This window comes from Streptomyces sp. C10-9-1 (assembly GCF_024497955.1).
In the GTDB taxonomy this organism is placed as follows: Bacteria; Actinomycetota; Actinomycetes; order Streptomycetales; family Streptomycetaceae; genus Streptomyces; species Streptomyces sanyensis.
Window position 1 is genome coordinate 1 of sequence record NZ_JANHKP010000004.1, and the last position, 16,089, is coordinate 16,089.

Sequence of the window (16,089 nt, forward strand, 5' to 3'; positions counted from 1 at the left end):
CACGTCGCTCACCCCCGCATTCTGCCGGGACGGCCCGGGTGCCGGGTGCGGCGGGCCGGTACGGGCGCCCGCCCGCCGCACCCGGCCGGGTCGCTCCTCCCTCCCCCGGGAGGCGGGCCGGCGGCCCACGGCGGACCGGTGCGCCGGCCGCGCCGGCCGCGCCGGTCCGGGACACGGCGCCGGCCCGGCGGTTGCCACCGGCACGGCCCGGTGCCGGTGGGCGTGCCGGTGCCGGTGCCGCGTGGTTCAGGGTGGGTCGGTCACGGGGTGGCGGGGCCGCCCGCCGTGAACACCGCGGCCTCGGGCACCTTCTCCAGGGCGATGCCGAAGTGCGCGCGGTAGGCGTCCAGCACCTCCGCGTCGCTCTCCAGGGCCCGCTCGGCGCGCTCCCCGCGGACCGTGGTGACCAGCCTGCGGCCGGAGAGCGTGATCCGGCCGTCCTCGGTGAACCGCGAGCACACGAGGCCCGCGGTGAAGTGCGAACCGGGCGAGGTCCGGTGGTACCAGCAGCCCGCCTCGAAGTCGGACAGGGCCCTGGGCCGGGTGTCCAGCCGGAACTGCGGAGTGCCGTCCCTCAGCAGGTCGAGTTCGCCGTCGGCGGGACCCGGGACCAACCGGAACAGCCCGCCGGGGTCGCGCTGGTCGCCGCGGCCGTCGAGGAGCAGCGGGAAGCGGGCGTGGTCGCCGAAGCCGACGTCCGCCAGCCAGGGTCCGGTTCCGTCGGCGGTGTCCACCCGCAGCGCCATGTGGTCGTAGGGGATGCCCGGTCGTCCGTCCGCGTCGAGGACCCTCGCCTCGTGGAAGGCGACCGTGAAGCCCAGCGAGGTCAGCAGGGCGGCGAACGCCCCGTTGAGTTCGTAGCAGAAGCCCCCGCGTCCGCGTTCGACGATCTTGTCCGCAAGCCGCCGCTCGTCCAGAACGATCTCCTCCCGCAGGTGGACCGAGAGGTTCTCGAACGGAACCGCCGCAAGGTGCCGGGCCTGGAGCATCCGGAGGGCCGCGGCGTCGGCCCGGTCCGGGCGCTCGGCACCGATCCGCCGGAGGTAGGCGCCGACCGCCGCGGGCGGCAGCCCGGCACTCCGCCCGGCCGGAGCGGGCGCGGAGCCCGCTTCGTCACGTGGTCCCGCCTTCGTCGGCGGGGACGGCTCCTGCGGGTGGGTGTCGGTTGCCATGGACCCAGTCTTCCGCGGGCAACGGGGCCGGCGCCATGCGCCGGTGGCCTTCGGTCCCCGGCAGGAGGGCCGCTCGGACTTTCGGCGGGGCCGTGCTCGGCCGTCACGCGCAGCCCCTCCCCCGAGCCGCCCACGGCGACGGATCCGTTGCCGTCCGTTCGCAGTACCAGAGCGCCCTGGGCGCGGAGGAGCGCGAGGGTGCGCGCGGAGGGGTGGCCGTAGGGGTTGTCCCGCCCGCAGCTGATCAGCGCCAGACGGGGGCGGACCGCAGCCAGCAGCCCCGGGTGCTGGTACGCCGAGCCGTGGTGCGCGACCTTGAGGACGTCCACCCGCGGCAGGTCCGGGCGGGCGCGCAGCAGCGCCTGCTGGGCCGGGGGTTCCAGGTCGCCGAGGAGCAGGAGTGACAACCCGCCCGCGGCTCGTGCCAGGAGGGTCACGCTCGCGTCGTTGGGCTCGCCGGAGACAGGAGCGGGAGTCAGCCGCGGCCACAGGACCTCCCATTCCAGCGGTCCGGCGCGACGCCGCTCGCCGGGGGTGGCCGAGGAGACGGGGATCCCGGCCCGCTCAGCCGTCCGGTGCACGAACTCCGCCTGCTCCTCGGGTTCCTGGAGCGACGTGGTCTGGATGGCGCCCACGCTCCTGCCGTCGAGGACTCCGGGCAGCCCCGCGACGTGGTCCGCATGGAAGTGCGTCACGACCAGGAGCGGGACGTGTGTCACACCCAGTTGCGTGAGGCAGCGGTCGGCGAAGCCCGGGTCGGGGCCGGCGTCCACCACCACGGCGGAGCCGCCGCCCGCCGCGAGGACCGTCAGGTCCCCCTGGCCGACGTCGCACATCGCGTAGCTCCAGTCGGCGGGTGGCCAGCCGGTGACCAGGCGGCCGAGCGGGGCCGGGCGGGCGATCACGAGGCAGAGCAGCGCGGCGCAGACCACGCACGCGAGTGGTCGCCGGGAGAGGTTCCGGACGATCAGCAGCACGGCTCCCGTGACCCCCGCGAGCAGCAGTCCTCCCGTCGGGCCACCCGGCCAGGGGGCTCCTGCTCCGGGCAGTTCGGCCCCCCTGCGGGCGACCGCGGCGATCCAGCCCGCGGGCCATCCGGCGCACCAGGCCAGTGCTTCGGCGGCCCAGGGGGCGACGGGCGCCGCGGCAAGCGCGGAGAAGCCGAGCACGGTCGCGGGTGCGACGGCCGCTTCGACCAGCAGGTTGCAGGGAACGCCGACAAGGCTCGCCCTGGCGGCGAACACGGCGACCACCGGTCCGCACACGGCCTGGGCGGCAGCCGATGCGGCCAGCGGCTCCGCCAGTCTCGCCGGGACGCCCCTTTCCCGCAGGGCCCTGCCCCACCCCGGCGCGATGATCAGCAGGGCGCCGGTGGCCAGCACGGACAGCAGGAACCCGTAGCTCCGCGCCAACCGCGGGTCGTACAGCACCAGAAGCAGCACGGCGGCGGCCAGGGCGGGCAGCAGGGAGCGGCGGCGGCCCGTGGCGATGGCGAGCAGGGTGACGAGCCCGCAGGCGGCGGCACGCAGCACACTCGGCTCGGGGCGGCAGACGACGACGAACACGAGGGTCAGGGCGCCGCCGAGAACCGCCGTGCCGCGGAGCGTGACGCCCAACCGGGGCGCGGCGCCTCCCCGTTCGGCGAGCAGCGCCCTGCCGGGCGGGCCGACGAGCAGCATGAGCACGATGGTGAGGTTGCTGCCGGACACTGCCACAAGGTGCGTCAGATCCGTTGCCTCGAAGGCGCTCTGCAGATCCTCGGGGACCCGGGAGGTGTCGCCGACGACCAGGCCCGGGAGCAGGGCACGGGCGTCGGGGGCCAGGCCGTCGGTCGCCGCGCGCAGGCCCGCGCGCAGGGACCCGGCGAAGCGCTGCACGCCCGTCGGCGGGGCGACGACGGTCGGTCCGTCGCCGCCCCGGACCCTCAGCACGGCGGCGATCCGGCCGTCCGGCTGGCCGGGAAGGGCCAGACCGCCCGACAGCCGCAGCCGGGTCGTGGGAAGCAGCCGGAGCCATGCGTCGTCGCGGCTGCCCGGGGAGACCAGGATCAGTACCGGTGTGCGGATCTCCACGGTGCCCTCGCGACCGGTGGTCACCCGGGTCACCTCGGCGTCGAGCACGAGGGTCGGGCGGTGGTGTGCGGCCCCGCCTCCCTGCGGGCGCGCCCGGCGGGGATCGGAGACCACCGCGGCGTCGACCGTGACATGTGCCCCGATGCGGGCGAGTTCGGGCAGCGGGCCGCGGTGCAGGTCCGCCGTGTGCAGGCCGGCGACCGCTGCTCCGGAGGCGGCGCAGAGCAGCACCCCGGCAGCGGTGGTGCGGAGCCGTGAGGCGGCGCGGAGCCCCCCGCCCGTCGGGCGGTGCGTCCCCCCGCCGGTCGCTGGGCCTCCCGAGGGGGCCGGGCGCCCGGGCACGGGCCCCGGTGCCGGTACGCCCGCACGGCGCAGGCCCTGTGCGGCCGCCGGGCGTGCCGGGGCGTCGCGGGGGGCCGTGCAGCCGGATGCGCTCAGGCCGCCGGAGTGCCGCGGTCCGTTCCCCGCCGGGTCGGGGCGGCGGCCGGAGTCGGGCGGCCGATCCCGGCACGGTGGCGGGTGCCCGGGGCCCCACCGCCCGCGGGGAGGCGCGCGGTGGTGCCCCGGGACGGCGCGGTGGACAGGTTCCAGGGCGGTCGGCCGCACCTCTCCGGGGCCGGACGGCACCCCCGCTCCCCCGCCGCCTGCCCCTTCGCATCCGGCGGCCGGCAGCGGTGCGCAGGAGGGCGGCCTCGGCCCGCCGGAAGGGACGCGGGCGAGCGGGAACCTGGCCGCGACGGCCAGGGAGCCCGCGGCCAGCAGGCATCCGGCCACTCCTGCGGCGGTCCAGCGCACGGGTGCGCCGAGGGCCAGTGCGGCGGCCGCCCAGGCCGCCAGAGCGGGGGGCACCAGCCGGAGGTCCGCCGGTCCTGCACGGTGTGGCGGCGGCTCCGCGCTCCGGCGGGTGCCGACGGCGGCGACTCCGACGTCCGGTGCCGGAGTCGCCGGTCCGGGGCGGGGTCGCGCGCCGGTCGACGGGAGGCGGCGGGGGGCGGTCCCCGGCCGGGGGCCGGGGGTGCGGCCCGGTGGAGCGGCGCCCGCACCGGCCCTGCTCCCGCTCACGGCCGGACCCGGTGCCGGAGCTCCGCGAACCTGCGCTCGCCGATCCCGGTGACGTCCCGGAGCTCGTCGACCGACCGGAATCCACCTGTTCGCATGCGGTGGTCGATGATGTGCCCGGCGAGGACGGGACCGACGCCGGGCAGTGTCTCCAACTGATCGCCGGTGGCCGTGTTGAGGCTGATCGGCCCGGTTGCGGGACCGGGAGCGGCCGAGCCCGGCGCCGGCTCTCCGGCGGGCAGGGGAAGCCCGGCCACGACCTGCTCCCCGTCCGCCAGGATCCGGGCCTGGTTGAGACCCGTCAGGTCCGCCCCCTCCTCCGGGCCTCCGGCGGCCTTCAGGGCGTCCTGGACCCGGGACCCCGCCGGAAGGTGGAACACGCCCGGCCGGCGGACCTTGCCGCCCACGTCCACGACGATGCGGGTCTTCGGCCCCGCAGGGGCCGCGGCCGCCTGAGGCGGTACCGCGGCGGACGCGGGCTCCAGTGGCGGCAGCGGCTGGGAGCGGGTGTCGCCCGGGCTCAGCGTTTCCGGGACGGGGACCTGCCTCGGACCGGCCGCCCAGAAGTGCTGACCCGCGAAGAGGGCGGCAGCCGCGAGCACCACGACCAGCGCGGTGAGGGCACGTGGTTCGAGGCCGCAGCGCAGCCGGACCCACAGCGGCAGGCGGTCTCTCAGCGCCGCCCACCGGTGCCCCCCGCCCGCCGCGGCGTCGTCCCGCTCGCCGGGCGGGCTCTGCGTGTGCTCCGCGGGCGGCGGGCGGTCGGCCGCGATGCCGACGGCGCCGGGCGGGAGGTACTCCCGCGTTGAGGGCGACGGCCCCCGCGTCGGCGCGTCGGGTGGCGTGGCGGCCGGTGCGGTACGCGGCTCGGTGACGGATGCCGGTGCGGGAGGGGCCGGCCGCCGTTCCGGTGCGCGAGGGCCGCATTCGCGAGCCTCCGGCGCCGTCGGGGCGCGTGGCGGGTCGGGGCGGCCGCCCCACCCGCAGCGCCCACCGGACGGTGGAGCGGGGCCCCGGTCCGGGATCCGCTCCCGTGGCGCGGCCGGCGGCGGAGCCTCGACCGGGGCCGCGAGCGGCGCACCCGCCGGAACGGCGGTTGCGGCAGGGGCGGAACGCACGGGGAGGCGGGCGGGGGCAGCGGTGACCGGCTCGCGCAGCGAACGAAGCCAGGCCGTGTGGTCCGGGCCTCGGGCCGCCTGTTCGTGCCATGCGTGACGGCCCGTCGGACCGGCATCGGTCGGCCGCGGTGCCGTGGGCCGAGAGGCGGACCGCGCGCTCACCCCGCCGTCGCTGCCCGCGGGTTCCGGCCCCTCACGGCGGGGGGTGCCGAAGGCACCGGGCGCAGGGGCGGTCGGGCAGGGTTCCGCCGGGGCGCCTCCGTGCGGGCCCGCCGCCCCGAGCAGCGCGTCGACCCTCCTGCGGGTGGAGGCGGCCGCGGCACTGCGGCGCCGGCGCCCGCGCAGCGCCGCGGCGTACCGCTCCTCGGCCGGCCCCTCCGAGCCGGCGGGGGCGGCCCCGTCCCCCTGCGCAGCGGACGTACCCGTTGCCCCGGACGGCAGGGGGCCCTCGGTGCTCCGCGCCGCTCCCGGGGCTCGGTTCGCGGGTCCGGCCCGATGTTTTCCGGTGGGTCCCCGGCCAAGTGACAGCCGCGCTCGCCGATGGCGCACACGCCCGTCGGACGCGGGGGCCCGGCCGGGGCCGCTGGTCGCCGAAGTCGCTCGAATCGTCATGCCCGGACCGTACGGAGATTGCGGCGAGGCCACGGAAACCCCTCGAATTCCGTGGATAACCACGCACTTGTGGAAAAGCCCTCTCCTCGTTCGGGTGAGGTGGCTCCGCATCGGATCCGGACCCGTACCGGTGGCGAGCACCCTCTCGGACGGTCGCCGTCGTGCGGGAGGGTGCCCGGCGGCCCCGTCCACGACACCCCCGGCGCTCCGCGCGGCACGTCGGGGCACCGGGACAGGCGGCGGGCGGGGTGCAGACGCCGGGCGAGCACAGCACGGTGGCACCGCGGCGCGGGCCACGACCGTCCGCGTTCTCCCGTGGCCGCCCCGGGGCGGCCACGGGAGAACCGGGAACGGCCGGTCATCCTGCGCGGCGCCCCCACACGGCGGCGGCCGCGCCTCTCCGGCGCTCCGCCTCCCCTGAAGAGCGCCCGCCCCGGCCGGGCCTCAGCGAGCCGAGACCACGACGCCCAGGAGCCCCGGCCCGGTGTGGGCGCCGATGACCGCGCCCACCTCGCTGACGTGCAGGTCCACCAGCCCGGGCACCCGCTCCCGCAGCCGCTCGGCCAGGGTCTCGGCACGCTGGGGTGCCGCCAGGTGGTGCACGGCGACGTCCACGTCGGCGCTGCCGGCGCGCTCGACCGCGATCTCCTCCAGCCGGGCGATCGCCTTCGACGCGGTGCGCACCCGCTCCAGGGGGCCGATCCTGCCGTCCTCCAGCTGGAGCAGCGGCTTGACCGCGAGCGCCGAGCCGAGAAGGGCCTGCGCCGCGCCGATCCGCCCGCCGCGCCGCAGGTAGTCGAGGGTGTCGACGTAGAAGAAGGCGGAGGTGCCCCCCGCGCGCTTCTCCGCCGCGGCCACCACCTCGTCCGGGGAGCCGCCCGCACCGGCCGCCTCCGCCGCGGCCAGGGCGCAGAAGCCCAGGGCCATGGCGACCATGCCGGTGTCCACGACGCGCACCGGTACCGCGGCCTCCCGCGCGGCCAGAACGGCGGCATCGTGCGTACCGGAGAATTCGGACGAGAGGTGCAGGGAGACGATCCCGGTCGCCCCCGCCGCCGCGAGGGAGCGGTAGGTGCGGGCGAAGGTCTCCGGACTCGGCCGGGAGGTGGTCACCGGTCGGCGGTCCTGGAGCGCCGCCGCCAGCGAGCGGGCGGAGATCTCGGTGCCCTCCTCCAGGGCCTGGTCACCGAGGACGACGGTCAGCGGCACCGCGGTGATGCCGTGCCGTTCCATCGCCGGGGCCGGAAGGTAGGCCGTGGAATCGGTGACGATGGCGACATGGCGGGACATGAGCGGGAGGTTACCCGCAGTCGCCGGTGTGCGGGAGACCGGCCCCGCGGACGGCCGGTCCGATCCGGGCGGACGGCCCGGCGTGCGGCCCCGGTCCGGCGGCGTCGGGGCGTTCCCGGACCGCGGAACCCCCGTGCGGCGAGGGCCCGACCGAGCAGGGCACAGCAACGGAACCGCGGCCGCCGTCGCAGGAGCGGGACGTGCCGTGCGCCTCAGCCGGAGGTCTCCGGTCTCGGCGTCTTCTTCTCCCACGGGTAGGCGGTCTGCGCCCTGGGGTCCCTGGCGGTGATCGCCTGGGGGGCGTCGCCGGACAACGCACCGCTCCGGTCGGCCCCCGCCGCGGGGGCGCCCTCTCCGCGCCCCGGGCCGCGTGCCGGGTCCTGCTGAGCGGGGGCCTGTCCCGGGTGGGGCTCCGCGCCCGGGGCCGACGGCTCCTCCACCGCCCAGTGCCGGAGCGCACCGGCTTCCATGTCGATCTGCGCGCTCAGCAGATCCAGGTCGTCCTCGGCGAAGCGCTGGGCCCGGTCGCGCGCCGCCCACCGCAGGGAGTCCGCCGCGTGCGTGACGCGCTCGGTGCGCTCGCGCAGTCCGGGCAGCTGGGTGGCGAGTGCCGCCCGGTCGGGCTCGCGCTCCAGGCGCTTGAGCTCGGCGTCCAGCTCGTGGCCGTGCGCGCTGAGCCGCTCGAACAGCGCCAGGGACTCGGCGAGCGAGGCGTCCTCCCGGGCACCGGCGCCGAGCGCTTCCCGGGTGGCCCGCATGGAGGTGCGCAGAGACAGGCGGAGCTGCGCCAGCTCCGCGGCGGCGCCGCCCTGCCCGTAGCTCTTGGCCCGCAGGGCCGTGTCCTCGACCGTGCGGCGGGCCTGGTTCACGGTGCGCTCGACGCCGCGACTGGCGGCGCGCACCACCTTGACGGCCGCGTACACCCCGAGGGCCACGAAGGCGAGGAAGAGGACCAGAAGGATCACGACGAACTCTCCCATGGGTGCCCCTCCACCTCACCTGCGCCGGTGCCGGGTCGGCACTGGCCGTGCTACTGCCACCGTAAACGCTGGGGGCAGGCCGAGGGTTCCTGCGAACCCCCAACCTGCCCTCAGACCGCCCACTAGGGGACGGTCCCGTGCCGGTCAGGCCGGAACGATGTTGACCAGCTTCGGCGCCCTGACGATCACCTTGCGGATCGCGCCGCCGCCCAGGGCCGCGGCGACGGACTCGTCGGCCAGGGCGAGTGCCTCCAGCTCGTCGTCCCCGATCGAGGGGGACACCTCCAGCCGGGCCTTGATCTTGCCCTTGATCTGCACGACGCAGGTGACGGTCTCGTCGACGACGTAGGCCGGGTCGGCCACCGGGAACGCGGCGTGCACCACGGAACCGCTGTGGCCCAGCCGGTGCCACAGCTCCTCGGCGATGTGCGGCGCCAGCGGGGCGACCAGCAGCACGAGCCGCTCCGCGACGGAGCGGGACAGCGGCGCGCCGCTCTTGGTCAGGTGGTTGTTCAGCTCGGTGATCTTGGCGATCGCCGTGTTGAAGCGCATCGCCCCCAGGTCCTGGCCGGCCCCGTCGATCGCCTTGTGCAGGGCCCTCAGGGTGTCCTCGTCGGGCTCGGTGTCCACGACGGTGACCTCGCCGGTCGCCTCGTCGACGATGTTCCGCCACAGGCGCTGGAGCAGCCGGTACTGGCCGACGACGGCACGGGTGTCCCACGGGCGCGACACGTCCAGCGGCCCCATGGCCATCTCGTAGAGCCGCAGCGTGTCAGCGCCGTACTCGGCGCAGATCTCGTCGGGGGTGACGGCGTTCCGCAGGGACTTGCCCATCTTGCCCAGCTCGCGCCTGACGGGCTCGCCCTCGAAGAAGAACCCCCCGTCGCGCTCCTCGACCTCGGCGGCCGCCACCGGGAAGCCGCGGGCGTCGCGGTAGACGTACGCCTGGATCATGCCCTGGTTGAACAGCTTGTGGAACGGCTCGGCGGACGAGACGTGGCCCAGGTCGTAGAGGACCTTGGACCAGAAGCGGGCGTACAGCAGGTGCAGGACCGCGTGCTCGGCACCGCCGACGTACAGGTCGACGCCGCCGTGGGGCTTGCCCTCGCGCGGCCCCATCCAGTAGCGCTCGATCTCCGGGTCGACCAGCCGGGCGGTGTTGTGCGGGTCCAGGTAGCGCAGCTCGTACCAGCAGGATCCGGCCCAGTTGGGCATGGTGTTGGTCTCGCGGCGGTACTTCCGCGGCCCGTCGCCCAGGTCGAGCGTGACGTTCACCCAGTCCTCGTTGCGGGACAGGGGCGTCTCCGGCTGGGTGTCGGCGTCGTCCGGGTCGAAGGTGCGCGGCGAGTAGTCGTCGACCTCGGGCAGCTCCAGCGGCAGCATGGACGCGGGCAGGGCGTGGGCGGTGCCGTCCTCGTCGTAGACGATCGGGAAGGGCTCGCCCCAGTAGCGCTGGCGGCTGAAGAGCCAGTCCCGCAGCCGGAAGTTGACGGTGCCCTCACCGGCTCCCTCGGCCACCAGCCAGGCGATGATCCGGCTCTTGGCCTCGGCCACCTCCAGGCCGTCCAGGGAGATGCGGTCGTTGGCGGAGTTGATCGCCGGGCCCTGCCCGGTGTACGCCTCGCCCTCCCAGCCCTCGGGCGGCTGCACGGTGCGCACCACGGGCAGCCCGAAGGCCTCGGCGAACTCCCAGTCGCGCTCGTCCTGGCCGGGGACGGCCATGATCGCACCGGTGCCGTAGCCCATCAGCACGTAGTCGGCGACGAAGACCGGGACGCGCTGCCCGGTCACCGGGTTGACGGCGTGGGCCCCGGAGAAGACGCCCGTCTTGTCCTTGTGCTCCGTCTGGCGCTCGACGTCGCTCTTGGTCTGCGCCTGCTTGCGGTAGGCGGCCACGGCCTCGGCCGGGGTCGCGGCGCCGCCGGTCCAGGCCTCGGGGACGTCTTCCGGCCACTCGGCGGGCAGGATCGAGTCGATCAGGGGGTGCTCGGGGGCCAGCACCATGTAGGTGGCACCGAACAGGGTGTCGGGCCGGGTCGTGAAGACGGTGACGCGGGTGTCGGGGGCCCCTTCGACGGCGAAGTGGACCCGGGCCCCCTCGGAGCGGCCGATCCAGTTCCGCTGCTGGAGCTTGATCGCCTCGGGCCAGTCCAGGGCGTCCAGGTCGTCGAGCAGGCGGTCGGCGTAGGCGGTGATGCGCATGTTCCACTGCCGCAGCTTGGCCTTGAAGACGGGGAAGTTGCCGCGCTCGGAGCGTCCGTCGGCCGTGACCTCCTCGTTGGCCAGCACGGTGCCCAGTCCGGGGCACCAGTTGACGGGCGCGTCGGAGGCGTAGGCCAGCCGGTAGCCGCCCAGGACGTCGGCACGCTCGGCGGCGTTCAGCTCCTGCCACGACCGGCCGCCGGGCACCTCGCGGGAGCCCTTCTCGAACTGGTCGACCAGTTCGGCGACGGGCCGGGCCCGCCGCGCCTCCGTGTCGTACCACGAGTCGAAGATCTGCAGGAAGATCCACTGGGTCCAGCGGTAGTACTCGGGGTCGATCGTGGCGAAGGAGCGGCGCTTGTCGTGGCCCAGGCCCAGACGGCGCAGCTGTGCCTTCATGTTGACGATGTTGGACTCGGTCGACACCCGCGGGTGGGTGCCGGTCTGCACGGCGTACTGCTCGGCGGGCAGGCCGAAGGCGTCGAAACCCAGGGTGTGCAGGACGTTGTGCCCGGTCATGCGCTGGTGGCGGGCGTAGACGTCGGTGGCGATGTAACCCAGCGGGTGGCCGACGTGGAGCCCGGCGCCCGAGGGGTACGGGAACATGTCCATGATGAACTTCTCGGGGCGCGCGGCCACGGCCGGGTCGCCGGCCAGGTCACCGCGCGGGTTCGGCGCCTCGTACGTCCCCTCGGCGTCCCAGAAGTCCTGCCAGCGTGCCTCGATGTCGGCCGCGAGCGCGGCCGTGTAACGATGCGGGGCTGCCGCCTCGGCAGCGGGGTTCGTCTCGCTCATGATCCTTGAAAGCTCCATCGATCGTCTCTGCCCACTGCGGTCGCCCCATCGCGCTGGCGAAATGAAAAATCCCCTCGCACAGGAGGGGACGCCGCGCCGATTCCGACGTGTTCGGGTTCGTCGGGACTGATCAGCGCGGCTCGCTAAGCAGAAGGCGTACGGCACGCATGGCGTCAGGGTACCGCAGGCGGTGAAGCGGGTGCATTCGCCTTCCTCCGGCCCGGCCGGGAGCGGAATGTGATCTTGTCGTTCGGGTTACTCCGCGTACCGGCCCGATCCGGGGCAACCCCCGGGTCAGTTGCCGCCGCTTCACCTCAGATAACGCCGAAACCCCCTACCACGCGGTATGGCCCGACCTAGAGTGCGTCAACGGGACCGCTTTCCCGCACCATTCGGAGTTGCCCCATGAACCCTCGTCTCACACGGCTTCCGCAGCCGGAACCCGGGCCGGGACTCAGCCGCCCGGTGCAAGGCGGCCTCTACGCCGCCGCGTTCCTCCTCGTGCCTCTCCTCGCGATCGTCGGCAGCGACAGCTTCCGCGCCGCGCTCGACTTCACCACCGGAGTCCTTTCGCTGGTGTCACTCTCCGCATCCGTCGCCTGGGGACTGCTCGCCACGGACCGGGTGTTGCTCGCCCCCCGCCAGCGCCTTCTGGCCCAGGGGATCCACCGGACGACGGCCATCGCCTCGCTCGGCTTCCTCCTCCTGCACGCCACGGTCAAGGTGTCCCTCGGCCACACCGAACTCATCGGCGCGCTGATCCCCTTCGGACTCGGTGTGACCGGGTCCTCCGCGCTGATCGGCCTGGGCTCGCTGGCGGGCTTCCTGATGGTGGTGGCCGGCACCACGGGCGCCCTGCGCAGCGCGCTGGCCGGCAACGTCAAGGTCGCCGGGCGCTGGCGGCCGCTGCACATGCTGGCCTACCCGGCCTGGTGCTTCGCCCTGATGCACGGCCTGTACGCCGGGCGGCCGGCGGCCGGGTGGGTGACCACGCTCTACTGCCTGGCGCTGGCGGGAGTGGCCGCCGCCGTGTCGGTGCGGCTGCTGCCCGTTCCGGTGCAGCGCCGTGTCGCCACCCGGATCCTGGCGCTGACCGGCGGCGGGGACGCGCGTCCCCCGGCCGCGGAGGAGCAGGCCCAGCGGGACCTCTCCGTCTCACCGCTGCCCGGCTCCGGAGGCATGGGCGGTGCCGCCGCGATGAACGGATCGGGCTTCGGGCGCGTACCCGCTGGCATGGACCGCATGGACCGCATGGACCGGCCGGGCGGCACGACCTCGTCGCGTCCGCCGGCGGAGGAACCCTCTCCGCTCGGGCAGACGCGCGTAGACCCGCCCCGGCTGGCCGCCCCCTCGCCGCCGCTGTACGAGGCCCCGCCGCCGCCCGACGGGGAACCCGGCGCGGCGGCGGGCGGGCGGCGCGGGCCCGGCATGGCCGCCGCCTACCGCGCCGTCTCGCGCGCCGGTGACCAGCCGCCGCTCGCCGAACGCGTGCCGATGACCGAGGAGATACCCGTGGTGGCGGAGACGGGGCCGCAGGCCGGCGCCTGGCCCACTCCGTCACCGCCTCCGCCCGCCCAGGCGGTCCGGCCGGAGCCCGCGGCCTACTCCGGCTCGGGCGGCTCCCCGCTCTTCGACCAGACACCGCCTCCCTTCGACACCTCCCGGGAGGACCCGCGGGCCTTCGGCTCGCCGGACCCGTACGGCACGGCGCCGGAACCCCCGGTCTCCTACGGCCGTGACGCCTACTCCTCCGCCGATCCCTACGGCACCGCGCCCGGCTATGTGCCGCCCGCCGAGCCGTTCCCGGGCGCCGGCCCCTTCCCCGGCGGCTCGTTCCCGGACGGCTCGTTCCCGGACGGAGCGGCCTCGGCGGGCGGTTACGCGGGCGACGCGGTTCCCGGCAGCGGGCCGCTCGGTCCCGAGGACACCGCGGCCATGCCCGGCCCGCTCTTCCCGCCGCCGGCCGGGGAACCCTGGAACGCACCTGCAGGAGAACGACCGTGAACACCCCCCTCCCTGACGTCCCCGAGGTCCGCGTGGTCGGCCTCCCGCAACTGACGCAGGGTTTCGACCTGGTCGAGCGGCTCGACCTTCAGATGCATCTGAAGGTCCACGGCCCCCTGGAGCCGGTGAGCGGGGAGCGCCTCGCGCAACTCGCCGAAGAGATATCCCTGACCGGCCGCGGCGGAGCGGGGTTCCCGTTCGGCAAGAAGCTGCGGGCGGTCGCCAAGTCGGCCATCAGGCGCGGGGTGCGGCCCGTCGTCGTCGTCAACGGCAGCGAGGGCGAACCCGCCTGCCGCAAGGACACCGTCCTGCTCAACCGGGCACCGCACCTGATTCTCGACGGTGCGCTGCTGGCCGCGGAGGCGCTCGGGGCGCGGACCCTGGTGGTCGCGGTGACCCGGAACTCGACCGAGATATCCATCCGGGCGGCGCTCGCCGAGCGCGGCCTGTCGGACCGGCGCGGCCAGCAGCTGAGGGCGCGCGTGGTCCGCACTCCCGAGCGGATGGTCTCCGGCGAGGCGTCCTCGGTGATCCGCGCGGTCAACGGGGGCCCCGCACTGCCGCCGGGGCGCCGGGTGCGCGCCGCCGAGTCCGGTGTGGGAGGGGCGCCGACCCTGCTGTCGAACGCCGAGACCTTCGCCCAGCTCGCCGTCGCCGCGCGGATCGGCTCCCGCCGCTACGCCCACACCGGGCTGGAGTCGGAGCCGGGCACGGTGATGCTCACCATCTCCGGGGCGGTCGCCCGCCCCATGGTGGTCGAGGTGCCGACGGGTGTGCCGCTGCGCTACGTGCTGCAGATGGCCGGAGCGCCCCCGCAGCCGCAGGGCGTGCTGACCGGCGGCTACCACGGCAACTGGATCGACGCGGCCGCCGTGCACGAATCGGTCGTCTCCAAGGCGTCCCTGGCGGCCGTGGGGGGCGCCCTGGGCGCGGGGGCGATCCTGCCCATCGGCCCCGAGACCTGTCCGCTCGGCGAGTCGCTGCGCGTGGCCAACTGGCTCGCGGCGGAGACCGCGGGGCAGTGCGGGCCCTGCAAGCTGGGGCTCCCCGCGGCGGCCGGCGGTCTGGCGGACGTGATGAACGGCGGCGGCCCCGCCGCGCTGGAGGCGCTGCGCGAGGTGACCCAGGCCGTCAAGGGCCGGGGGGCGTGCAAGCACCCGGACGGGAGCGCCCGGTTCTTCGCCTCGACGCTCTCCGCCTTCACCGACGACCTGGCCGCGCACGTGCTGCACGGCGGCTGCGGCCGCCCCACGACCGGGGTGCTCCCCCTGCCGCTGCCCGGATACGAGGAGGCCGAGGAGTCGATCCCGAGCGGCGAGAAGATCTTCATCGACTGGACGCTGTGCCAGGGGCACGGGCTGTGCGCGGACATCGTCCCCGAACTGATCCGCCTGAACCCGGACGGCTTCCCCTCGGTGGCGGACGCCGTGGTGCCGATCCATGTGCAGGGGGCGGCTCAGCGCGCGGTGCGCCGCTGCCCCGCCCTGGCGATGCGGATCGAGAAGGTGGACTCCCCCGCCGCCCCGCGGCCCTCGCGTCCGGAGCTGCCGAGCAGCAGCCGCAAGGAGCTCGGGAGCGGCCGGAGTTGAGGCGGTTCCCGGCGGCCGGTCCGGCCGCCGGGGACCGCCCGGACCGCTCCGGCGGCGCACGGTCCGCGTCCGGGGCGCCGGACGGCCCCTGGGGACGGCATGCGCGAAGGCGGCCCATCCGAACGGATGGGCCGCCTTCGCGTCCTGTGGAGCTAAGGAGAATTGAACTCCTGACCTCCTGCATGCCATGCAGGCGCTCTACCAACTGAGCTATAGCCCCTTGCCTCGTATCCCCGCTGCGGTTTCCCTCGCGGCGACGTAGAGAACATTAACGCCCCCGTGCTCGCTTCTCCAAATCCGTTCTTCGAGCGCCGGGATCGCCCCGCGGTGGACGGTTCCGGGCGGCGCCCGCGCCCGCCGGGCGCCCGGGACCCGGCCCGTCGCCCCCGCCGGGGAGGTGACGCCGCGGGCGTCGCCCGCGGGGCCCCGGAACAGCGGCGCCGGGGCGCGCGTCAGGCCGTGGCGAAGGAGTAGAAGCGCTTGAGAGTGCAGTGCTCCTCCAGCAGGCGGCCGTAGATCGGCTCGCCCTCCAGCTCCCGGTACGTCTCGATCGGGTCGCCTTTTATGATCAGGGCCCGCGCGCACTCCTCGCACCAGTACTGGTACTCGGGGTTGACCGGATCCATGTCCCGGACGATGGGGGTGCCGCTGTCGCACCAGTCGCACTTCCGCCTGTGTGCACCCATCAGTCAGCTCCAGCTGCGGCCGCAGGCCGTACACACGTAGGACACGCCTCCGTTGTCCCCCAGGACCTGTGCGACATGGGACGAGCCGCAGGCCGGGCACCTGAGCCCGGGTGGCACCTCCGCCACGGCACGCAGGTCATCGGCAGCCTCTCCGGCGTCCTCGCCGCTGGCGGACATCGTGCGCTCCCTCCGGTACCGCCGGCGTCCCCTCCCGGCCGTCCGATTCTGCCATGGCGGAGCGGGGAGGTCAGCGGCGTTCGTGAACGAGACCCCCCGGTGACCGGAGCTTCGGCCGCGCGTCGGGGACCGGAAGCGGAATCACCGGATGAACGAAAGATCCCGCCCCTGTGAAGGGACGGGATCCTCTGTCTGTGGAGCTAAGGAGAATTGAACTCCTGACCTCCTGCATGCCATGCAGGCGCTCTACCAACTGAGCTATAGCCCCGCGTGTTCCTCGCGCTCGGCGCTGCGAACAAGAAGAACTCTAGCCTGCGACCTGCCGGAAAGTGA

Annotated in this window: 8 protein-coding genes, 2 tRNA genes and 1 pseudogene; 2 read left to right on the forward strand and 9 right to left on the reverse strand. The window is 75.2% G+C overall.

Annotated elements, in window-relative coordinates:
* Nucleotides 1–260: 260 nt before the first annotated feature.
* From NPS70_RS06535 to leuS, 6 genes and pseudogenes are all read right to left on the reverse strand, one after another.
* The gene (locus tag NPS70_RS06535) at nucleotides 261–989 is read right to left on the reverse strand and encodes an arylamine N-acetyltransferase (protein WP_374211946.1); all 729 of its coding nucleotides are present in this window, start codon (nucleotides 987–989) and stop codon (nucleotides 261–263) included.
* A gap of 281 nt (nucleotides 990–1,270) precedes the next feature.
* Nucleotides 1,271–3,682 (reverse strand): annotated as a pseudogene (locus NPS70_RS06540) (ComEC/Rec2 family competence protein); the annotation flags it as partial.
* 620 nt (nucleotides 3,683–4,302) lie between these two features.
* Complete coding sequence (locus NPS70_RS28490) at nucleotides 4,303–4,908, reverse strand: ComEA family DNA-binding protein (RefSeq protein WP_308314989.1); 606 nt, start codon at nucleotides 4,906–4,908, stop codon at nucleotides 4,303–4,305.
* Between the two features lie 1,569 nt (nucleotides 4,909–6,477).
* Entirely contained in the window at nucleotides 6,478–7,323 is an 846-nt protein-coding gene (locus NPS70_RS06550; protein ID WP_256523082.1) for a DegV family protein, read from the reverse strand.
* 212 nt (nucleotides 7,324–7,535) lie between these two features.
* Nucleotides 7,536–8,303, reverse strand: a complete 768-nt coding sequence (locus tag NPS70_RS06555; RefSeq protein ID WP_256523083.1) for a hypothetical protein — start codon at nucleotides 8,301–8,303, stop codon at nucleotides 7,536–7,538.
* 144 nt (nucleotides 8,304–8,447) lie between these two features.
* Nucleotides 8,448–11,300: a leucine--tRNA ligase gene (leuS, locus tag NPS70_RS06560; RefSeq protein WP_256523084.1), complete on the reverse strand. Its 2,853-nt coding sequence runs from the start codon at nucleotides 11,298–11,300 to the stop codon at nucleotides 8,448–8,450.
* 405 nt (nucleotides 11,301–11,705) lie between these two features.
* Between leuS and NPS70_RS06565 the strand changes: the two genes are divergently transcribed.
* Entirely contained in the window at nucleotides 11,706–13,304 is a 1,599-nt protein-coding gene (locus NPS70_RS06565; protein WP_256523085.1) for a hypothetical protein, read from the forward strand.
* Complete coding sequence (locus NPS70_RS06570; protein WP_256523086.1) at nucleotides 13,301–14,893, forward strand: NADH-quinone oxidoreductase subunit NuoF family protein; 1,593 nt, start codon at nucleotides 13,301–13,303, stop codon at nucleotides 14,891–14,893. The genes NPS70_RS06565 and NPS70_RS06570 overlap by 4 nt, the downstream gene beginning before the upstream one ends.
* A 147-nt stretch (nucleotides 14,894–15,040) precedes the next feature.
* Here NPS70_RS06570 and NPS70_RS06575 read toward each other — a convergent pair.
* The 3 genes from NPS70_RS06575 to NPS70_RS06585 all read right to left on the reverse strand — a co-directional run bounded on the left by NPS70_RS06575 (nucleotide 15,041) and on the right by NPS70_RS06585 (nucleotide 16,024).
* Nucleotides 15,041–15,113 (reverse strand) — tRNA-Ala (locus NPS70_RS06575).
* Between the two features lie 232 nt (nucleotides 15,114–15,345).
* Nucleotides 15,346–15,579, reverse strand: coding sequence for a hypothetical protein (locus NPS70_RS06580; protein ID WP_256523087.1), 234 nt, complete (start codon nucleotides 15,577–15,579; stop codon nucleotides 15,346–15,348).
* A gap of 372 nt (nucleotides 15,580–15,951) precedes the next feature.
* Nucleotides 15,952–16,024 (reverse strand) — tRNA-Ala (locus NPS70_RS06585).
* Between the last annotated feature and the right edge of the window lie 65 nt (nucleotides 16,025–16,089).